The following is a 21,041-nucleotide window of genomic DNA, read 5'->3' as shown; positions in this document are numbered from 1 at the left end:
CGTTTGCAAAAATGAAAATCACTTTTTAATCTTAAAAAAAATTAAAAACTCGGGTATTGTATATGTGCAAAAAAAGCCCTGCAAGTTTCAAACCTACAGAGCTTTTTTATATAAGGTAATATGCTTTTATTCCAAATCCACCGTTCTTCCGGTCCGAACTGATTCGTCACATGCAAAAGCGATCTGCAGACTGGTTACAGCATCCTGTAAGTGGTCTGTTAAATCTGTGTTTTCGAGAATGGCTTTCAGGAAAAAGCGCTGTTCGCGGTTGCAAAGTTCCTGATGATCCGGCTCGTCTTCCAGGTTAATCCATGAATCCTCCTGTACGAATTCATCTTTTTCGTTCAGTGCAGCATGGTGAACACGGATGGACTCTGTTTTTGTATGGGCCTCAACTGATGCTGATTTGCCGGTTGCTCCGGCATCTTTTGCTACAATGGATACAGATCCTTTTGGTCCGATCACATCTTTTACAAAAAATGCAGTTTCACTGATCATCGGTCCCCACCCTGCTTCGTACCAGCCAACCGAACCGTCTTCAAACCAGATCTGAAGCTGACCGTAATTGTAATTTCCTGCCGGGATATCTTCTGTCAAACGCGCACCGATTGCATTTACACGAAGGGGTTTCGAACGCGTCATCTGGCACATTACGTCTATATAATGTACGCCGCAGTCCACGATCGGGCTCAGGCTTTTCATTAGGTTACGGTGCACGCCCCACATATATCCATGGCTTTGCTGGTTCAGGTTCATGCGCATGACCAGCGGTTTTCCAAGGTTTTGTGCTTCTGCAACAAAGCGTTCCCACGAAGGATGGTGACGCAAAATGTAGCCAACCACCACTTGTTTTCCTGCTTCTTTCGCAGCAGCAACTACATTCTTTGCCCCTTCAACCGTAGCAGCCAGTGGTTTCTCTATAAATACATGCGCTCCGCTTTGTAAAGCAAGAATCGCAAATTCTTCGTGTGTATCCGGATATGTTGAAATACATACTGCATCCGGTTTCGTTTCCTTTAATGCAGTTTCATAATCACTGAAAAGGCTGTATCCGCCTCCGAGTTTTTCATTCAAAACGTCTTTGCTTTTTCCCGTTGATACGATTCCGCAAATTTCAAATTCGTCCAGTAATTGATAGGCAAAAGCGTGGGATGCTCCCATGTTACCACAGCCGACAACCAGTACGCGAAGTGGATTTTCATTTAATGAAGATGACATAAAGTAATTGGTAATTGTAATGATTTTGGGTTATTAGGAATGATATAAGCTCAACAAAGCTGTCTTCAATTTCGTGTCAAAAATAAGAATTATAATCCGTTTTCACCGGATGGTCTTTTCTGACGAAAATTTAATCTATGATCGGTGACAAATAAATTTTTAAAATTCAAAATAAACATGCAATTATGCACAAATTTACCCCTTCACATCTATCAATGCTTGTTATTACAAAACCGCATGGACTATTCCGTGTTATCAGGACAGCTTTTGTGCTGATTTTGCTACTCAATGTTTCGTTCCTGGCTTTTTCCCAGGAAGATTTCAAACCCAAACTTGGTTTCATCGATCGCCCTTCACTGGACATGGTTGCCTATCCCGGCGACAGTACAGCTGATGCCGTTTATCTTTATGATTATGGAAACGTGCGGTTCTCCTATGATGATCACCAGGGGCTGGTTATGATCATGGACTGCTGGGCAAGAATCAAGATTTTAAAGGAATCGGCGCTCGACAGGGCGTCTGTTTCTCTTTCCTATTACGATGGCCCCTCTGCCGATAAAAAAGAACGGATTTATGATCTGAAAGGATTTACCCACAACCTGGAAGCAAACCAGATCGTTACGACGCCGCTTGACAAAAAGTCGGTGAAAGATGAAAAGTCGTCGGATACATACTGGACAATGAAATTTAATTTGCCAAATGTTAAAAAAGGGTCGGTAATTGAGTATTCTTATACCAAAAAGACGCCGCTTAGCGTTCGCGACAAACCTGAAACCTGGACCTTCCAGGGTTCCATTCCGTTTAAATGGAGTGAATTTCGTATAAATATTCCTGCTTTTCTCGAATACAAAATGACGATGGGAGGTTATCTGCCGCTATTTATCAACAAACATGAGCGGGTAAATACCGATGTTGGACACAGCAAATTTAACGGAGACGGGATGGCTTATCGCTTTGTTGTAAAGGATGCTCCTGCATTTGTCAATGAACCTTATATAACAACAGCCAGGGATTATCTTTCTAAAATCGAATTCGAACTATCCAGTTATGCAATTCCCGGGGAGGTTATCAAGCGTTACTCCCAAACCTGGGAAAATGTGGACAGAACGCTCGACCAGATGCCCTGGTTTGGAGGAGAATTAAGAAAGTCGGGTTACTTAAAAGAAATAAAAGAAGAGATTATCAAGAAGACCAATGATCCGGAAGAGCGGCTTGCACTCGCCTATACACATATACAGAACCATACAAAATGGGATGGGTATACAGGTACGGGTTCAAAGGAAGGAGTGAAAAAGGCTTATGACAATAAAAAGGGTAATGCGAGTGATATTAATCTTTCCCTGACCACTCTGCTCCGCGAACTTGATCTGGATAGCAATCCCGTAATCCTCAGCACCAGGTCGAATGGTAAAATTCATCAGGCGATTCCTCTTATGGAAAGTTTTAATTACGTAGTCACCCATGTTAAAATTGGTGAAAAGGAATATCTGCTGGACGCCACGCAGCCCTATGCCAGAATGGGATTGCTTCCTGAATATGCTTTGAATGGATCTGGTCGCCTCATTCCCAAAAAAGGTCCCGGGCGTTTTATCGAACTTCTTCCCAGGGATTCGAAAAGCAAACTTGAAATGATCAGTGCGGAGATTAATCCGGAGGAAGGTACAGTTAAAGGAAGTTATACAATATCTTACGGTGGATATGAGGCTTTAAGCTGGCGCGAAAAGTATGGTATTGAAAAGGAAAGTGTTTATCATGAAAATCTGAAAAAGGAGCTTCCGGAATGGGAGGTAAAGAACATCGCTATCAAAAATAAGGATGGTGATTTGAAAGGAACTGTAAATATCGCCTGTGATTTTAGCTACGAGGATGATAATGTTTCGGAAGGGCTGTTTTATTTTAATCCGCTTTTGGTAGGACGATGGGGTACTAACCCCTTAAAGTCCAGTGAGAGAATTTACCCGCTTGACTTTGGGAGCGGGATTTCCTCTTCATATATAGGTAGTTTCAAACTGCCTGACGGATATGCGCTGGAAGAAATTCCTAAATCGGAGGTGATTGCCCTTCCTGAAAAGGGAGGCCGATTTGCCTATCAGGTATCTCAAACCGGAAATGTGATCCAGGTAAATAGTACGATTATCGTAAATAAGGTCCACTTCATGGCAGAGGAATACCACGATCTCAAAGAGTTCTTCGAAAGAGTTGTCCAGAAGCACGCGCAGCCGCTGGTTATTAAGAAAAAAGTCAACTGATTACTACCTGTCATGAAAACATTTACTTTTAAAAACCTGTTTTTACTGGTTTGTTGTTTATTCAGTTTTCCCGTTTTTAGCCAGGAAGATTTTAGTGTATCCAAAATAAATTCTACACTACTCACAGAAGCCAACGCAGTGATCAGGCTGGATGAAAGTTATTGGGAAATTATTTCAAAAGGAGAAGCAAAGCAACATAATCGATTGGTAGTTACTATCCTGAATGAGAAAGGAGAGGAAAGACATAGCCAATTAATGGTCCGCTACGATAAGTTTACCAAAATTACCGACATCAGCGGTAACCTATACGATGCAACGGGAAAGGTAATAAAAAGGCTAAAAAACGCAGACATCGAAGATTACGGCTATGGTGCAGGCGGAGATGATATCACAGATGCCAGAGTTAAGACTGCTGATTTTGGCAGGAAAAGTTATGCCTATCCGTACACTATTGAGTACAGCTACGACATCCGTGACCGTAACATGATGTTTTATCCAAGATGGATGGTAGCACAGAATTCGGAATCATCGGTTGAGCATTGTACTTACATGGTAAAAATGCCCGCAGGTTTTCAATTCAGGTATAAAGGATATAATGAAGCGCCTGCAGTTGTGAAGAGCAAAGACGCGGATGGATCGGATTTGTATATTTGGAAAATCGATAACAGGCCAGCTGTTAAAACGACAGATTCTTACCCTTTACCATTGATTGAGTCAGCTATGATGATTCTTACAGCTCCTTCTGATTTTGAAATCCAGGATTATCAGGGAAGTTTTACGAGCTGGGAGGACTTGAGTAAGTTTTATTATACACTTAATGCAGGACGGGATCTGCTTCCGGCGGCAACGCAGGCAGAAATTCAGGAATTAGTAAAAAATGCGAAGTCCGACAGGGAAAAGATTTTACTTGTTTATAAGTGGATGCAGGGCAGGTCCCGGTACGTAAGTATTCAGTTGGGCATTGGTGGCTGGCAAACCATTGATGCGGCGACGGTAGCAAACAAAGGTTATGGAGACTGCAAAGCTTTGACAAACTTCACGTTGGCGGCACTCCGGCAGGTTGGCATTCCGTGTTATGCAGCGCTGATCAAAGCCGGGGAAGAAGTGAAGATCAAACCGGATTTTCCCAGCAGCCAGTTCAATCACGTCATTGCCTGCGCTATCGCTGAAAAAGATACCATCTGGCTCGAATGTACAAGCCAGACTACACCTGCCAATTTTATGGGAACGTTCACAGGTGGGCGCCCTGCCTTACTTGTAATGCCAAAAGGAGGAAAGCTGATAACAACGCCGGATTACAGATCGCATCACAATCTGCGTAAAAGCCGTGCTGACGTAAAACTCGAAGCAACCGGCGACGGTAAGATACAGGTGCATACCTTATACACGGGCTTGCAGCAGGAATCTAGAACAAGTATTCTGCACAACAGCAGCGGGGAAGCTCAGAAAAAATGGATTATCAGTCACATCAATCTGCCCAGTCTCGACCTCGAACGCTTTGAGCTTACCGAGGGAAAAGACGAAGAGCCGTCGGTTACCGAAAAGTTAAATTTGAATGTCCGTAACTGTGCTACTAAGACCGGGACACGCTTGTTTGTAAAAACAAGTTTGCTCAGCAGGCCATTTGAAATGCCGGCTATTACCGAACGAAACACAGATTTTTATCTGCCGCCCTCTGAATACGACTTTACCGATCTTGACACGATTGCTTATACAATTCCGCCCGGTTATAAGCCGGAGTCGCTTCTGCCGGCAGTTCAGGTTAAGTCTATTTTTGGAAGTTTTGAGACAAAAACTGCTTTTACAGGCGATCAGCTGCTTTGTTCAAGGAAAGTTGTATTAAACGGCGGGCGCTATCCCGCCAAAGATTATACTGCCTGGATCGAGTTTTTGAAAAAAGTTAGGAAGGCAGACCGCGCTCAGGTAGTGTTTGTAGCAAACAAGGAATAATCCCGATTCCAAATATTTTATTGCAATTTTGGTAAATGGCATATATAAAGTCTGTGTTCCTGACTTATATATGTCATTTGTTTTATAAGGGGGTGAAAATTCATTTATGTTAAAATCTGTATATAATTGATTAAAACACGAAATGTTTCCTGCATATCCTTCTAGTACTTTTGATGAAAAGAATTGGTACAATATTTAATTAATACCTATATGAACAAAGAATCATGGCAGGGCGTATTTCCTGCACTAGTAACCCCCTTTACTGCTGAAGACACAATTGATTTCGATCTTTTTGACAAGAATTTAAAGGCACAGGTTGAAGCCGGAATTACCGGTGTGATCATTGCGGGGTCTCTTGGAGAAGCAAGTACACTTACACGTGCTGAAAAAAATGAACTGGTTAAGTTTGCGAAAAGTGCGCTTCCAGCTGGAATGCCAGTTGTTTTGTGTATCGCAGAACAGTCAACTGCCGAAGCAGTAAGTATCGCAAAAGAAGCAGAGTCTATCGGCGCTGACGGATTTATGGTACTTCCTCCAATGCGTTATAAAGCGGATGATGATGAAACAGTAGCTTATTTCAAGACGATCGCAAACAGTACTTCTTTGCCGTTGATGATCTATAACAACCCGGTTGACTACAAAATTGAAGTTACCCTGGCTATGTTTGAGGAACTGGCAAAAATTGAAAACATTCATGCAATTAAAGAATCGACACGTGATGTAAGTAATGTAACACGTCTTTTCACTCGTTTCGGTGACCGCTTCAAAGTTTTCTGTGGTGTTGATACGCTTATCATGGAAGAAGTGATGCTGGGTGTTGACGGAGTAGTTGGCGGTTTGGTCGATGCATTCCCGAAAGAAACTGTTGCTATTTTCAATCTCGTAAAAGCGGACCGTTGTAAGGAAGCATTGGCTATCTACCGTTGGTATCTGCCTCTTTTAGAACTTGACATTCATCCAAAATTGGTTCAGAACATTAAACTGGCTGCTACTGTTGTGGGCATTGGTTCGGAGTATGTAAGAGCTCCGCGTATGGTTTTGACTGGTGCTGAAAGAGAGCATGTTTTGAATGTAATCAATAAATCAATAGAAACTCAGCCTGTTTTACCGGAATATCTGAATCTGACAGCTGACGCTTCTTTGGCATAAACATAAATCAGGAGACTCCTGACTTAAAACAGAACATTCGGGGTGAAATTTTGTTATTAATGTTTCGCAGCTTATTCCCGTAATCGTGCCGCAAAATGGCATCCTGTTTATAGAAAAAGTTAACCAGATACATAGCAGGCTCCGTTAGGAGCCTCCTTTTATCTGTTTCAGGCGAAGAATAAAATGTTTTCGTCCACAGAATATGTCGTTTTAAACATCAAAGTTTTGACAAAAGAAATAGAAAGTACATTGGAAAAAGCACAGGACGCTTTCACTGCTCTTGGGAAATTCAGTATTTCTCAAAGGGTAGCATTGATGCGCACTGTTGCAGATGAAATTGAATCTCTCGGTCCTGAACTGATTTCTACGGCTCAGGAAGAATCACATTTACCTGAAGGACGTCTTGTCGGAGAAAAAGGGCGGACGATTTTTCAGTGGAGAAGTTATGCAGATGCGCTTGAAAAAGGAAGTTCGCTTGACGCAAGCATTGATACAGCCAATACGGAACGTACGCCTCCGAAACCAGATATCAGAAAAACGAACGTTGGCTTAGGCCCGGTTACTGTTTTCGGCGCGAGTAATTTTCCTTTTGCATTTTCAACTGCCGGCGGAGACACAGCAGGTGCAATAGCTGCCGGTTGTACGGTTATCGTGAAAGCGCATCCGGGACATCCGAAAACATCAAAAATGATGGCTGATGCGATTAGCAGAGGTGTTGAAAAAAGCGGTTTCCCCGAAGGAACATTTTCACACATTGTTTGTGAAACTTATGAAGAAGCGCAAATTCTTGTAAGTCACCCGTTTATCAAAGCGGTTGGTTTTACAGGTTCTTATCAGGGAGGAATGGCATTGGTAGAGGTTGCAAATAAACGACCTGATCCGATTCCGGTTTATGCCGAAATGGGAAGTATCAATCCCGTTTTTCTTTTACCTGAAAAACTAAGTACCTCCGCATCCGAATTGGCAAAACAATACGCAGCTTCCCTTACTTTGGGAGTTGGCCAGTTTTGTACCAATCCGGGTTTGGTTATCAGTGTGGAAAGTGAGGATCTAAATCTGTTTACAGATACTTTACAGGAAGAAATCCTGAAAGTTGTTCCTGCTCCCATGTTAAATGCAGGTATTGCAAAAGGTTACGCGGGTAATTTGGATAAAATGATTTCGCAGAACGGCGTTGAGGTACTTGCTGTTGCGACTGCGGAAGCTTCGGAAGGACAGGGTTCTGCAACAGTTGCTTCGGTATCCGGTCTGGATTTTCTGCTGAATGATGCCTTGCAAAATGAAGTATTTGGTCCTTTTGCGTTAATTGTAAAATGCAAAGATGCAGAAGAGGCACTTGCAGTAACAGCAAAAATTCACGGACAACTCACTGCGACGTTACTTGCGACCAGCGTAGATCTGGCTGAAAATGAAGCGCTTGTTTCTTTGATCGGTACCAAATGCGGAAGGATAATTTTCAACAACTTTCCAACAGGTGTTGAAGTTTGCAAATCGATGCATCATGGAGGTCCATTTCCTTCTGCAAGCAATAACCAGTATACTTCGGTAGGAGCAGATTCTATCAAACGTTTTGTGCGTCCGCTAAGTTTTCAAAACTGGCCGGATGAGTTTTTACCTGAGGAATTGAAAAACAGTAATCCATTGAATATCTGGAGAACTGTTAATAATGAATTGACAAAAGAAGCGATAAGTTAAGATTCCAGACTTGGAAAGTCTTCAAGACTTTCCAAGTCTACTATACTAAAACTTTCATTTGATTCGTGCCGAAAGCTGACTGCCGAAAGCCATATAGTTATGCGTAAAACATTTTTTTGTATAGATGCCCACACCTGTGGGAACCCTGTTCGTGTGGTTGCAGGCGGCGGTCCTTTGCTGAATGGAAACAGCATGATGGAAAGGCGCCTTCACTTTCTGGAAGAGTTCGACTGGATCAGAAAAGGGCTGATGTTTGAACCCCGTGGTCACGACATGATGAGCGGAAGCATTTTGTATCCGCCGATTGATCCTGCAAATGATATTGGTGTTTTGTATATCGAAACCAGCGGATGTTTGCCTATGTGCGGCCATGGTACGATTGGTACGGTAACCATTGCGATCGAAGAAGGATTGGTAATACCAAAAGTTCCGGGAAAACTTCGTTTGGAAACACCGGCCGGGCTGGTACTGGTTGAATATGTACAGGTTGGTAAAAAAGTAAAATCAGTTAAGCTGATCAATATCAAATCATTTTTGGCGGCTGAGAAATTAACCGTTGAATGCCCGGATCTTGGTACGCTGACTGTGGATGTATCCTACGGAGGAAATTTCTACGCGATCGTTGATCCGCAGGAGAACTTCAAAGGACTGGAAAATTACACTGCCGATCAGCTGATCAGCTGGAGCCGCGTGTGCAGAAAACGGATGAATGAGCAATATAAATTTGTACATCCAGAAAACGAGCACATAAACGGACTAAGCCATTTTCTGTGGGCCGGTGCAGTTTTAGACCCGACATCGACTGCGCGTAATGCAGTTTTTTACGGAGATAAAGCAATCGACAGATCACCTTGCGGTACCGGAACGTCTGCCCGCATGGCACAATGGCATGCAAAAGGAAAACTTAAAAAAGGAGACAAATTTATCCACGAAAGCATCATCGGCTCCAAATTCACAGGAACTGTTGAAGAAGAAGTGATGATCGGAGATAAACCCGCCATTATCCCTGGTATCGAAGGATGGGCAGTGGTGACCGGATACAATAACATTTTCATTGACGATGAAGAGGATCCATATGCTTATGGTTTTCAGGTAATTTAAGGAGCTGATGGCTATTAGCTGTTAGCCCGGGATACATGATTTGGTGAGCATGGAATAATTACGGTTGAAAATCCGGGTTGACCTTTGTTCCGAAATATACCCTGAAAGGGTTAAATTCAATAGCCAGGGGCATCGCCCCTGGAATATAATAGGCGAAACATCAGACACAACCCTGAAAGAGTTGAATGTTAAACGAACGAATATTCAACCCTTTTAGGGTTCTTGAACATATTAATAATAGAATTGGCTATTAACAACAACAAATGAATGCAAATAAAGGCAAAGCCGTAATCATCGGGGGAGGCATCATGGGACTGGCTTCGGCTTACTATCTGATTAAAAGCGGGTGGAAAATTACATTGATCGATAAAGACGATTTGAGAGACAACTGCTCTCATGGGAATGCAGGAATGATCGTACCCAGCCACTTTATTCCTCTGGCTGCACCCGGAATGGTTTCGAAAGGAATCAAATGGATGTTTAACAGCCGCAGTCCTTTTTATGTAAAACCTTCCCTTGACTTCGCGTTGATCTCGTGGGGACTTAAATTTTTGAAAAGCGCTACCCAGGCCAATGTGGAAAAGGCAGCGCCGTTTTTAAGAGATTATCATTTGCTGAGTAAACAGCTTTATGAAGATCTTTCCAAAGAAGAAGGTTTCGATTTTGGGTTGGAGAAAAAAGGCATATTAATGCTTTATAAAACTGCCAAAGCCGGTGAAGAAGAAATTCATGTTGGAAAAGATGCGCAGAAGTTGGGTCTTGATGTTGAAATGCTATCAAAAGAGCAGGTTCAGGAACGTGAACCTGGCGTGAAGCTTGACGTAATGGGCGCTGTTCATTATCATTGCGACGCACACCTATATCCCCATGCACTTATCTCGCAGCTTGTAAAATTTGTTGAAAGTAATGGAGGTGAGATTCTTACCAACACAGAAGTAACGGGTTATGAGATTCAGGCCGGAGAGATAAAAGCTGTAAATACAGCGAGTGGAACAGTATCAGGAGATCTTGTGATTATGACAGGAGGATCCTGGCTTCCCCAGCTTTCGAAACTGGCAGGTTTGTCTATTCCTGTGATGCCTGGAAAAGGTTACTCTTTTATGGAGCCTAACAGTGCACACCCGATTAAACATCCTGCATTGCTGATCGAAGCACGTGTGGCAGTTACACCAATGAACGGCCAGGTGCGCTTCGGAGGAACAATGGAGTTGGCTGCTTTAAATGATAAGATCAATATGAACCGGGTAGAAGGGATTGTTAATTCAATACCTCAGTACTATCCTGAGTTGCCGGTTGAAGTACCGGCAAAGGAAAATATCTGGTACGGTTTCAGGCCGTGTTCTCCGGATGGTCTTCCTTATTTGGGTTACAGCAAAAAGCTAAGAAACCTGATCGTTGCCGGCGGGCATGGCATGATGGGAATTAGCTTAGGCCCTGCAACCGGTAAGCTGGTAGCAGAACTGGCCAACAGAGCTGCACTTTCCGCAGACATCAAACTTTATGACCCTGAAAGATACCAGTGAGCCGTGAAAATGGCTCACTGTTTTTTTGTACAAAGAATATAAAATCAATAACTATTCAGACTGACCTACCAATTAAATCTTTAACCCAACCTATGAAAAAACGACTCCTGTCCCTTTATTCAGGCACTTTTATCTTTTTGTTTTTAAGTATAAACCTGGTTTTCGGGCAAACACCAAAAAGCAAATTTAACCTTTATGAACAGTCCAGCGAAACTGCCGGTCTTATCATTCAATATGGTCAGGATATCAGAGCCGTACGTTATTTTTATTCGCCAATGGTGCAGACGCGCGGCGGCTTTGGCGGAATGTCCAATACCCTTAACTCTCCTGAACAGCGGAAACGGCTGAACGAAATTGATAAGGATTATCTTGACAAACTTGCAAAGATGGATTTCAACGCCATGAGCACTTATGGTAAAGTTGACTACATTTTGCTTAAAAGAAATGTTGAAGATCATTTGCTGACTCTTTCTCAGGAAGAAAAGGAGTACAACCAGATCGCTAAGTACATTCCTTTTGCTGACAGAATTTATCAGCTTGAAAAAGCAAGACGCCGCGGTGCGAAGATGGACGGAGAGCAGGTTGCAGGTGAGCTGAATTCTATTCTAAAGGAAGTGAAAACAGCTTTGGAATCAGCAAGAAAAATTGAATCGCTTGATATGCCTTTGGCTCTTTGCGGAGAAGAAGCGATCAGCGGAATTGAAGCACGCCTGAAAAGCACCTATGAATTTTACAACGGCTATGATCCATTGTTTACCTGGTGGGTGCCAAAGCCTTTCAAAACACTGGACAGTACGCTTATCGTATATGCCAAAGTAATGAAAAGCAAGGGCAAACTTAACTCAACCCAAAAAGAAGACGGAAGCGGAATCAAAGGTGTTCCGATTGGCCGCGAAGAACTGATTCGCCAGCTTGGAAGGGAAATGATCGTTTACTCTCCGGATGAATTGGTTGAACTTGCCAACAAAGAATTTGCCTGGTGCGATAAAGAATTGCTGAAAGCGTCACAGGAAATGGGTTTTGGAAACGACTGGAAAAAAGCACAGGAAAAAGTAAAAAACAGTTTTGTTCCGGCAGGAGCGCAGCCTGAGCTGATTATGAAATTGTACAATGATGCGAAAGATTTTATCATCAAAAATAATCTGGGCGAATATCCTGAAATTGCTGATGAAACCTGGGGTATGCAAATGATGACGCCGGAGCGTCAGCTGACATCTCCGTTTTTCCTTGGTGGTCGTGACATTATTATCTCCTATCCGACCAACACCATGGCGCATGAAGATAAGCTGATGAGTATGCGTGGTAATAATCCGTATTTTTCGCGCTCGACGGTTCATCATGAACTTGTACCGGGTCACCATCTTCAGTATTACATGAACAGCCGCTATAAATCTTACCGCGGTGATTTCCGTACACCGTTCTGGACGGAAGGCTGGGCATTGTACTGGGAACTGTTGTTATACGAAAAAGGATTTGCCAAAACACCGGAAGAAAGAATCGGGATGCTTTTCTGGAGAATGCACCGCTGCGCAAGGATTATCTTCTCCTTAAATTACCATTTGGGTAAATGGACTCCACAGCAATGTATAGACTTCCTTGTTGACAGGGTTGGACATGAAAGAGCAAATGCAGAGGGTGAAGTAAGGCGTTCATTTGAAGGTAATTATGGTCCACTTTATCAGCTTGCTTATCTGGTTGGCGGTCTTCAGATATACAACCTGAAAAAGGAACTGGTTGATGGTGGCAAAATGAGTTTTAAACAATTTCATGATGCTATAATGAAAGAGAATAACATGCCGATAGAAATGGTTCGTGCTACGCTGACAAATCAGGCTTTAACTCCCGATTTTAAAACGAAATGGAAGTTTTATAGTTTCAAATAATATTGTAGCTTACAAGAGTAATAACCTGGCCTGTTTAACCTAAAACCTTTTATGTCACTAGAAAGTAACGCAGAAACAACTTCATTTAAACCCACATTAGGACTGGTAGATGCCACCATGCTGGTTGCCGGAAGTATGATCGGCTCCGGGATTTTTATCGTGAGCGCGGACATCACCCGAAATACGGGAAGTGTGGGCTGGCTTATCTTTGTTTGGGTAATTACCGGTTTCATGACACTAACCGCTGCTTTAAGTTACGGGGAGCTTAGTGCCATGTTTCCAAAAGCAGGCGGGCAGTATGTTTATCTGAAAGAAGCATACAATCCTCTGATTAGTTTTCTGTACGGATGGAGCTTTTTTACTGTAATCCAAACCGCCACCATCGCTGCCGTTGCTGTTGCATTTGCAAAGTTTACCGCTTATTTGCTTCCGTTTTTTAGTGAGGATATTGTAGCGCTCAATTTGGGATTTTTAAAAATTTCGTCGGCGCAGTTACTGTCCATTGTCGTCATTGTGCTGCTTACGTTTATTAATACCCGTGGAGTAAACAGTGGTAAAATTATTCAGACAACCTTTACGTTGACCAAGTTGTTAAGTCTTCTGGGTTTGATCGTTTTTGGTCTGCTTTTCATGAATCCTGAAATATGGGCCGCTAACTGGAATTCCGCAACGATGTGGGATCTGCATAAACTGAATCTTGACGGAAGTGTTGAATCTTATACCACCATTGCAGCATTCGGTGCAATTGCCGCTTCGATGGTAGGCTCTATTTTTAGTAGTGATTCGTGGAATAACGTAACCTTTATAGCAGGTGAAATTAAAAATCCACAGCGTAATATCGGCTTAAGTCTTGCCTTGGGAACAATCATCGTAACAGTGATTTATCTTTTGACAAACGTGATGTACACAGGCGTTTTGTCTTTGCAGGACATTGCTTCGGCTGATAAAGATCGTGTTGGTGTAGCGGCATCACAAGCAATTTTTGGAGGTGCCGGAACGATCATTATTGCGGTGATGATTATGATCTCAACTTTTGGATGTAACAATGGTTTGATCATGTCCGGAGCGCGGGTTTATTACTCCATGGCGAAAGATGGTCTTTTCTTTAAAAAGGTTGGTGTGCTGAACAAAAACTCAGTTCCTGAGTTCGGGCTTTGGATTCAATGTATTATCGCTTCTCTTTGGGCATTGAGCGGAAAGTATGGCAACCTGCTGGATATGATTTCTTTTGTAGTTGTTGTTTTTTATATGCTTACTATTGTCGGGATTTTTATTCTGCGTAAGCAAAGACCGGATGCACCACGACCATACAAAGCTTTCGGTTATCCGTTTCTTCCGATTATCTACATCGTAATGGGGCTTGCATTTTGTATCCTTCTGATCATTTATAAACCTGAGTATACCTGGCCGGGACTGATCATCGTGTTGCTGGGTATCCCGGTTTATTATCTGATTGCCAGGAAAGAGATCGTAGCGTAATATCTCAGTAATTTTAAAGCTGCTTACGACAACCTAATGGTTACGTTGTGAGCAGCTTTTTCATTTATCCAAGTTGTAAAATATACATTCAATTCGGTTTGGAAATTTTTACTTATCAGTAATCTGATATTTATTTTAAAAAGAATGTGACCAGTTGTTTCTAAGGCAGTCTTAACCTCAAATTAATGGTTAAAACCTACCCGCTCACTTTCAAATTTGAAGAACAGGAAGTTAGGGTTCAATTGAAATAAACATGGAAGCCTCGAAAAAAACAGAATCATTTAAAGACCTGATTATTTTGATCGTATCGTTTTTGCTGTTCGCATTGGTTTACGCAGAAACGAAGTCATTTTACTTTTAATATTTAAAGAAGTTTCACACAGCACGCTAGCATAGAACAGGGTCGGATTTTATCCGGCCTTTGTTTTTATTGAGCTGATCCGGTTTCGATAGTGCGGTTGTAGATCTTATATTCCGGACAGCCATCATATTTTTCTGATAAATCGATATCAACCCAATCACGGTTAAGTGCATTAATGTAAGCTCCGTAGTAAGCTGGGAAAAGAGATGTGAGTGTAATGACGGACTCCGGTTCCATAGTCAGCTCCTCATGCCCAACATCATTGGTTGTATAATAACCGACACAAAAACCGCGGGATGTCTCGAACTCAATCCTGATCCGGCTACCCAAACTTTCCTGGATTTGCGTATCCATTGATATTTCCTCAGTCAAATCTTCCGCGGTACCAAGTGTTTCTTCCTGGTCTCCCAATATATCAATGTTTCCTATGTTCATAACGCTGGTTTTAGATTTGGTTAATCATTGAATGTAAGTCAAATATTTACAAAAATGAGGCCAGTGTATCATTTTTGCTGTTATGTCTTTGTTAAATATAATTGTCTGATAAAGATGTATTCAGACAGCTTTCCTGGAGATCGTAATTTTTTCTTCCTGAAACCCCGTCAGGAGTAACTGCTGATCCTTGTAATTGAAAACCTGGCCCTCACTCCTGACCACCTGAATTTTTGCGAAATCCAGCGATTGAATGAGCCAGCCCTCTTCCTGAGGCTTCATTGTTGAAATAATACCTTCTTCGGGAAGATCATTATCCGGCGTGCTGTAAAAGGCTGAGAAGCCATAGTTAATATCTACCGCCGGCGACCACTGTGCATTACCAACGGTTTGGGAAACGGCAGTATAGATTTGGTTTTCAAGCGCTCTAGCCCGTGCACCAATGTGTACGCGCGTAGCACCACGTATCGTTTCTGTACAACTTGGGGCTACAATCAGCGAAATACCGGCTGAACTCAGCAGATGGGATCCAAGCGGAAATTCCACATCATAACAAATTTGAACGCCAAAACTGCCCCAGGATGCCTCGAAAACGGTCAATTGTTTTTCGCCGCTTTGAATACCCCACTCTTCATTTTCAAAACGGGTCATGAAAAACTTATCCTGGTAACCAACCAGTCCTTTGTCAGAAAAAACATAAACACGGTTTACATTTCTGCTATTGTCGATGACAGGAATACTGGGCGCTACGATGATCGTTCTATGTTTTTTTGCCAAATCAGAAAACACTTCGCAAAAATCTGCTTTCAGTGAATCGAGTTCGTTAACCTGCTGTCTGATGTCATTTCTAATTTCCTGAGAAAAAATACTAACCAGCTCCATAGCGCCGTATTCAGGAAAAACCAATAATTGTGCTCCCCGGTTTACAGCATCAGTAACCCACTTTTCAACATGTAATTCCCATTGAGAAAATGAAGCGTGTTCAGTGATCGGATATTGAGCAGCGGCAATTTTTACTTCCATAATATCATATAATTTTTCACGCAGAGCCAAATAAGAAAAACGCAGAGCACAAAATATTGAATCTCCGCGCACTCTGAGCCTTTCTCTCCTTACTCCGCGTGAAATTAATAGTCTAGTTCTCTAACCCAGAAAACCATTTTTTTACCTGATGATTCACTTTCGCCGATATCGGGCCAATCCATAAAACTTTGCAGAGATGGTTCTTTTATATAACCACGCTTTTGCCAGAAAACGTCATTTGGACGATAATTTTCCGGCTGCGACGGATGATGTTCTCCACGGTCGACCGAGCAAAAGCAGGTTATTTTAAAATTCCCGAAGCTGCGTGCGTGCGCTTCCCGTTCATCAAAGAAACGATGTCCCAGGCCATTTCCCCGATATTGAGGTAAAAGGATGCTTTCGCCAAAATAGAAAATTGTATTAATATCAAAACCGGCATCCTCGAAAGGTTTGCGTATTTCGGCTGTTTCATTTTTCAGAGGAATACATGTAGTTGCACCCACCATCTTTTGCGCGTCATAAACAGCAAACAAAAATGAGTTCTCAGAATCTGAATAAGTTTTCAGATATTCCTTTTCATACGCAGTATTTCCTTCGTACAAATAAGGATAATCATGAAAAACAGCTATGCGCAACGCTGCAAGGTCGTCAAAAACGGATTCAATTTCGCTGCCTTTTTTTGTAATATAAGTTAAAGTTGACATTGGGTCAGGATACAAGGCTGATCCAATGCGGGAGGTTGTAATAGGTAGTTACACGGCTGACCTTTCCATCTTTTACTTCCAGAAAAGCAGCAGCTGGTAAAACATACGACTGTCCGTGCGCTTCCGGCATGCCTTCTTCTCCTTTTTTGTAAATACCATTTACCGTAAACTCAGCCGCGACGCGTGTACCATCTGGAGTAGTAAAAAAAGTCATGTTGGTCAGCGTTTCTTCGTAAGATGTATCCATCGTTTGAAGAAACTCCGTGAATTTTTCCAGACCGATACGTGGATCACCCTGGTTAGGTTCATGACGGATTTCTTCATGAAGCAGCCCCAGCATTCCCTGCCAGTCTTTATTATTAAAATTGGAATAATATTCCTGAACGATTTCTAATGCAGCCATTTGAGAATTTTAACAGAATTGAAATTTTACAAACACAAAGATAATTGCAGCCAGATATTTAAAACGGGTTTTTATTTAAAGAAACCTGTCCGTTTGGATCTTTTGTATACGAAGCGATACAGGCAGAATTAAATGATGATTCAAAGTTTTGTTCTCCCGGTTTGAGTGTTTTCGGAAAGGGCTTTTGTTCATCAAAGAAATAAACTTTTGTGCTCCCATACTTTGTATAGGGCATCAAATCGCCATATTTCTGCATTTCTTCCCACGGTTCTCCCTGAACGGTGACAGCGTACACCCGGACGATTGGTCCTGTATTGTTTTCGTTTCTATATACCGCTACTTCTTTGAAATTACCTTTCAGATCATTCACATTGGGCTGAGACGTTGAATCGAAAATGATATAACCAATCACCAGGGCAATAACTGCGAAAATGATATAACTGCGTTTCTTTTTTGTCATGATTACTATTGTTGGATATGGAAAGAACCGGCCGAATAGCGTTTCAGTTCTTTCAGTGCCCTGGTTTAGGGAGTCACCGCATTTTTTATTACTCTGAGCTCATTGGCCAGTGATTCCAGAGAAGTAACCATTGATATATTTTCATCCCATTTTAGCTGCCAGACAATTCCTGACGACGTTTCTGTGATGTCGATATGATAACGAAATACCGCGTCTGTCAAAGTTCCGATTTCTTCGCGCTCTAATGCCCTTTTAGTCCAAAATATAAGATCCTGATTTCCTGACAGACTTATGTTTAAAGGAAACGTGCTTTCTTGAATGGAGAATGTGCCGGAGCTTCTGTTAAAATAAAAGTCTTTTTTCGCAAAGGCAGATTCAAAAGCACCATTTAACACAAGGTCTTCCGGAACTCCGGTTGCAATTTCTCCTCCCTGTTTCATCAGCCACAACTGATCCGCCGTTTGTAAAGCCAAATCAAGTTCATGGGTACTTAACAGGATCGCTTTGTTACTCTTCCGGGCCAGGTTATGCAGCAAATGCATCATTTCCACCCGGCTTGGCAAATCCAGGTGTGCCGTGGGTTCGTCCAGCAAAATGATATTTGTATCCTGTGCGAGCGCCCTGGCAAGCATTACTTTTTGTCTTTCTCCGTCGCTCAGCTGATGAATACGGCGAAGTTTATATTCCGGGATTCCTGTTGCTTCAAGCGCCAGGTTAATTCTTTCTCTATCATAATTACTCAAATTGCCTAACCAGCCGGTGTAAGGTGTGCGGCCCAGCGTAACCACTTCCTGAACAGTAAGATTACCGGCTTCAATACGTTCAGTGAGCACCAGACTTAGTTTTTTTGCAAGATCAGAAGGTTTTAAATCAGAAAGTAATTCACCTTCAATACGGATATCTCCTGATAAAACATTTTGTAAACCCGCCAGCGAACGCATCAATGTAGATTTTCCGGCACCGTTGGGCCCCAGCAAACAAACCATTTTTCCTGCCTCGAGAGTCAGGTTTAAATTCTCTGAAATTACTTTGGTTGTGTTCCCCGATTTATATCCAATCGTTAAGTTCCGGGTGGCCAGTAAGGATGTGGATTTACTCATGAGAATGAAGAGCGCATGTTATTACGGCTGATAATGATCCAGATGACAACCGGCGCGCCTAATAGTGAGGTTACAACATTGATGGGCAACACGGTTTGAGTACCCGGCATTTGTGCGATGATATCACAAATCAGCATCAGCACCGTACCGACGAGGCAGGTGCCGGGAATCAAAATCCGGTGATCGGAGGTGCCGAGTAAGGAACGGGTAATGTGTGGAATGGCAATACCAATGAAACCAATTGGTCCGCAGAATGCTGTGATACTGCCGGTTAACAAACTGGTACTGGCCATGATCATTAAACGCGTTCGGCTCACTGTAAGCCCCATACTTCTTGCATAGTTTTCACCCAATAAAAGTGCATTGAGTGCTTTGGAGGAAACAAATGCCAGCAGTAACCCGAAAATCACAACAGCGGAAAGAACATACAAGTGATAGTGGACAACACCGCCCAATGATCCAAAAGTCCACATAATGTATTCCTGCAACTGCTCCGGCTGACTGAAATATTGCCAGATGCTGATGACGGAAATGGTTATTGTACCGATCATAACACCTACAATAAGTAAAATGACATTATCACGGATCCTTCCTGCAATCAGTAAAATAAGAGAGAGGACCAATGCGGATCCCAGTGAAGCCATGACAATAATGAGCCAGCTTCCGGATATGCCCAGTTGCCTGATCGCATAAATACTTGTGCTGCTTCCGGCAGTAAGCATCACGGCGGCTACACCGAGCCCTGCCCCTGCGGTAATGCCCAGTTCGGAGGGTCCCGCCAATGGATTTCTGAATAGCGTCTGCATTTGTAATCCGCTGACAGAGAGGCCGCAGCCGACTAAAACGGCCGTAACTGCTTTTGGTAATCTTATCTTTTCAATGATAAACAGCCATGCTGTATTTTCTGATTTTCCTGAAAAAATAATACTTACAACTTCGCTGAAAGGGATTCTCACGGAACCCAGCAGCACATCGACCATGAAAAAAAACGCAGCCAGAACTACCAGACCAATCATGACCAGTTTATGCGATGTTCCCGGAACGGCAGAATCAATTTGCATTTTTTGAGTTAAAAAGTTAGATCCGTTTAGTGACAAGTGGAATTCAGGTGTATTTATTTCAAATTTTTATAGTAGAACAGCTGATGTTCCGGAAGTAATTCAGGATGAAATATTTTAATCAGGTCGGCCAGTACCCTTTGCGGATTTACATTTCCTGATTCGAAAAAATCATTTGCACCTTTATCATTTACCCGGTTATTGTAACTGTACATATGACCAGATTTGTAAGCATTAAAGTCATCGTAACGGGAATCTTGTGCGAGAATGTCTTTTTTTGAATCACTGCTGTTAAAACCCACATTCAGCCAGTAATCGGCTTTGAGCGCGATCGGGTAAACCGTCTCAAAACCCAAAGCAAGACTTCCGGTTGCTTTTGTTTCGGCCCAATGATAATCAGCGCCGGCATCTTTGAAAAACCGGGCCATGTAGCTATCACCGCTTGGCAAGAACCAGGTATCTTTTGTATTTAAGCCTGAGATCACCGACGGTTTGGTTTTTGCCTGTTTGACAAGAGTAGCTAATCTTTGATATTCATTTTCAATCACGGAAAATTTCCGGTTAGCCAGTTCTTCCTTGTTGAGCAATGCGGCCAGGAGTTTTACCCATTCAGCGCGAGCAAGCGGAGTTGTTTCTACCCATTCTGAGTTTATCAGAACAGGAATTCCGGCATCTGCAAGCGTTTGATATTTGCTCATCCCGGCTCCCGGGCTTCCCATGGCCATGATCAGATCTGGATGCATGCTTACGAGTTTCTCCTCATTGAGCCCCTGATCTTTTCCAACTTCCGGGATTTTTCCTTCTTTGATTAACTGGATTACTTTTGGCGAATAGATATATTGGGTTCCCCCAATTCCTTTGAGTACTTCAATGGATTCGAGAAAGTCGAGCAAACCAACGTGCATGGAAGAAGTAGTTGCCAAACTGCGTATAGGAATTTCTATAACCTGATGACCGGTAAAACCCGTGGGGCGGACTGTTCGTCTCTGAAGAAGCAGATACCTGGTTGTATCCGTATTTTTTTCAAATGGATTTAGAATTTCAACGATTTTATAATTGTTGAAATATTTGATTCTAAAACCTTTTGCGTGCTTTATTTCTAGTTTTTCAGAGTAGTAATCTTTTTTAGAGCCAGTTGATTTCTGCTCAGTTTTTTCGGAAGTGTTTGATGTACATCCTGCTAAAAGAAGATATATAATCAGAACTGATAAAAAAGGGCGGATTGTAAATTCCTTCATCTTGTCATTCTCTCA

The 21,041-nt window shown here is 42.4% G+C and carries 17 protein-coding genes; 8 read left to right on the top strand and 9 right to left on the bottom strand.

The window, feature by feature from the left end; genetic code table 11:
- Positions 1-126 precede the first annotated feature (126 nt).
- On the bottom strand, positions 127-1,218 hold the full coding sequence (locus E0F88_RS23705; RefSeq protein ID WP_131960768.1) for a Gfo/Idh/MocA family protein: 1,092 nt from the start codon (positions 1,216-1,218) through the stop codon (positions 127-129).
- 185 nt (positions 1,219-1,403) lie between these two features.
- Between E0F88_RS23705 and E0F88_RS23700 the strand changes: the two genes are divergently transcribed.
- From E0F88_RS23700 to E0F88_RS23665, 8 genes are all read left to right on the top strand, one after another.
- A complete protein-coding gene (locus E0F88_RS23700; RefSeq protein ID WP_131960767.1) occupies positions 1,404-3,467 on the top strand; it encodes a DUF3858 domain-containing protein in 2,064 nt (687 codons plus the stop codon).
- 12 nt (positions 3,468-3,479) lie between these two features.
- Positions 3,480-5,417, top strand: a complete 1,938-nt coding sequence (locus E0F88_RS23695; protein ID WP_131960766.1) for a DUF3857 domain-containing transglutaminase family protein — start codon at positions 3,480-3,482, stop codon at positions 5,415-5,417.
- Between the two features lie 210 nt (positions 5,418-5,627).
- On the top strand, positions 5,628-6,566 hold the full coding sequence (locus E0F88_RS23690; protein ID WP_131960765.1) for a dihydrodipicolinate synthase family protein: 939 nt from the start codon (positions 5,628-5,630) through the stop codon (positions 6,564-6,566).
- Positions 6,567-6,791: 225 nt separating this feature from the next.
- Positions 6,792-8,261 carry an aldehyde dehydrogenase (NADP(+)) gene (locus tag E0F88_RS23685; RefSeq protein WP_229213888.1) on the top strand — a complete coding sequence of 490 codons (1,470 nt, stop codon included), beginning with the start codon at positions 6,792-6,794 and terminating at the stop codon, positions 8,259-8,261.
- 99 nt (positions 8,262-8,360) lie between these two features.
- Positions 8,361-9,362, top strand: a complete 1,002-nt coding sequence (locus tag E0F88_RS23680; RefSeq protein ID WP_131960763.1) for a 4-hydroxyproline epimerase — start codon at positions 8,361-8,363, stop codon at positions 9,360-9,362.
- A 263-nt stretch (positions 9,363-9,625) separates the two neighbouring features.
- Complete coding sequence (locus E0F88_RS23675; RefSeq protein WP_131960762.1) at positions 9,626-10,885, top strand: NAD(P)/FAD-dependent oxidoreductase; 1,260 nt, start codon at positions 9,626-9,628, stop codon at positions 10,883-10,885.
- A gap of 92 nt (positions 10,886-10,977) precedes the next feature.
- Entirely contained in the window at positions 10,978-12,768 is a 1,791-nt protein-coding gene (locus E0F88_RS23670; protein WP_131960761.1) for a DUF885 family protein, read from the top strand.
- Positions 12,769-12,819: 51 nt separating this feature from the next.
- The gene (locus E0F88_RS23665) at positions 12,820-14,247 is read left to right on the top strand and encodes an APC family permease (protein ID WP_131960760.1); all 1,428 of its coding nucleotides are present in this window, start codon (positions 12,820-12,822) and stop codon (positions 14,245-14,247) included.
- 427 nt (positions 14,248-14,674) lie between these two features.
- Here E0F88_RS23665 and E0F88_RS23660 read toward each other — a convergent pair whose 3' ends face one another.
- The 8 genes from E0F88_RS23660 to E0F88_RS23625 form a co-directional block, all read right to left on the bottom strand.
- Positions 14,675-15,043 (bottom strand): hypothetical protein, encoded by a 369-nt coding sequence (locus E0F88_RS23660; RefSeq protein ID WP_131960759.1) that lies wholly within the window; start codon positions 15,041-15,043, stop codon positions 14,675-14,677.
- A 120-nt stretch (positions 15,044-15,163) separates the two neighbouring features.
- Positions 15,164-16,063 carry a carbon-nitrogen hydrolase family protein gene (locus E0F88_RS23655; protein ID WP_131960758.1) on the bottom strand — a complete coding sequence of 300 codons (900 nt, stop codon included), beginning with the start codon at positions 16,061-16,063 and terminating at the stop codon, positions 15,164-15,166.
- Between the two features lie 104 nt (positions 16,064-16,167).
- Positions 16,168-16,767, bottom strand: a complete 600-nt coding sequence (locus tag E0F88_RS23650; RefSeq protein ID WP_131960757.1) for a GNAT family N-acetyltransferase — start codon at positions 16,765-16,767, stop codon at positions 16,168-16,170.
- A gap of 4 nt (positions 16,768-16,771) precedes the next feature.
- Entirely contained in the window at positions 16,772-17,170 is a 399-nt protein-coding gene (locus E0F88_RS23645; RefSeq protein ID WP_131960756.1) for a nuclear transport factor 2 family protein, read from the bottom strand.
- 58 nt (positions 17,171-17,228) lie between these two features.
- Entirely contained in the window at positions 17,229-17,630 is a 402-nt protein-coding gene (locus E0F88_RS23640; protein ID WP_131960755.1) for a hypothetical protein, read from the bottom strand.
- A 65-nt stretch (positions 17,631-17,695) separates the two neighbouring features.
- Positions 17,696-18,730: an ABC transporter ATP-binding protein gene (locus E0F88_RS23635; RefSeq protein WP_131960754.1), complete on the bottom strand. Its 1,035-nt coding sequence runs from the start codon at positions 18,728-18,730 to the stop codon at positions 17,696-17,698.
- Positions 18,727-19,791 carry a FecCD family ABC transporter permease gene (locus E0F88_RS23630; protein WP_229213887.1) on the bottom strand — a complete coding sequence of 355 codons (1,065 nt, stop codon included), beginning with the start codon at positions 19,789-19,791 and terminating at the stop codon, positions 18,727-18,729. Before E0F88_RS23630 ends, E0F88_RS23635 begins: the two co-directional genes overlap by 4 nt.
- Before the next feature lie 53 nt (positions 19,792-19,844).
- Positions 19,845-21,026: an ABC transporter substrate-binding protein gene (locus tag E0F88_RS23625; protein ID WP_131960753.1), complete on the bottom strand. Its 1,182-nt coding sequence runs from the start codon at positions 21,024-21,026 to the stop codon at positions 19,845-19,847.
- Positions 21,027-21,041: the final 15 nt, after the last annotated feature.

Origin of the sequence: Dyadobacter psychrotolerans (assembly GCF_004349265.1) — a bacterium.
GTDB classification, from domain to species: Bacteria; Bacteroidota; Bacteroidia; order Cytophagales; family Spirosomataceae; genus Dyadobacter; species Dyadobacter psychrotolerans.
This window is presented reverse-complemented; position numbering and strand designations above follow the sequence as displayed.

Coding starts and splice junctions, on each gene's coding strand:
- E0F88_RS23695 (WP_131960766.1), top strand. CDS start 3,480: ATGAAAACATTTACTTTTAAAAACCTGTTTTTACTGGTTTGTTGTTTA.
- E0F88_RS23665 (WP_131960760.1), top strand. CDS start 12,820: ATGTCACTAGAAAGTAACGCAGAAACAACTTCATTTAAACCCACATTA.
- E0F88_RS23670 (WP_131960761.1), top strand. CDS start 10,978: ATGAAAAAACGACTCCTGTCCCTTTATTCAGGCACTTTTATCTTTTTG.
- E0F88_RS23705 (WP_131960768.1), bottom strand. CDS start 1,218: ATGTCATCTTCATTAAATGAAAATCCACTTCGCGTACTGGTTGTCGGC.
- E0F88_RS23700 (WP_131960767.1), top strand. CDS start 1,404: ATGCACAAATTTACCCCTTCACATCTATCAATGCTTGTTATTACAAAA.
- E0F88_RS23675 (WP_131960762.1), top strand. CDS start 9,626: ATGAATGCAAATAAAGGCAAAGCCGTAATCATCGGGGGAGGCATCATG.
- E0F88_RS23680 (WP_131960763.1), top strand. CDS start 8,361: ATGCGTAAAACATTTTTTTGTATAGATGCCCACACCTGTGGGAACCCT.
- E0F88_RS23655 (WP_131960758.1), bottom strand. CDS start 16,063: ATGGAAGTAAAAATTGCCGCTGCTCAATATCCGATCACTGAACACGCT.
- E0F88_RS23650 (WP_131960757.1), bottom strand. CDS start 16,767: ATGTCAACTTTAACTTATATTACAAAAAAAGGCAGCGAAATTGAATCC.
- E0F88_RS23690 (WP_131960765.1), top strand. CDS start 5,628: ATGAACAAAGAATCATGGCAGGGCGTATTTCCTGCACTAGTAACCCCC.
- E0F88_RS23645 (WP_131960756.1), bottom strand. CDS start 17,170: ATGGCTGCATTAGAAATCGTTCAGGAATATTATTCCAATTTTAATAAT.
- E0F88_RS23640 (WP_131960755.1), bottom strand. CDS start 17,630: ATGACAAAAAAGAAACGCAGTTATATCATTTTCGCAGTTATTGCCCTG.
- E0F88_RS23630 (WP_229213887.1), bottom strand. CDS start 19,791: ATGCAAATTGATTCTGCCGTTCCGGGAACATCGCATAAACTGGTCATG.
- E0F88_RS23635 (WP_131960754.1), bottom strand. CDS start 18,730: ATGAGTAAATCCACATCCTTACTGGCCACCCGGAACTTAACGATTGGA.
- E0F88_RS23625 (WP_131960753.1), bottom strand. CDS start 21,026: ATGAAGGAATTTACAATCCGCCCTTTTTTATCAGTTCTGATTATATAT.
- E0F88_RS23660 (WP_131960759.1), bottom strand. CDS start 15,043: ATGAACATAGGAAACATTGATATATTGGGAGACCAGGAAGAAACACTT.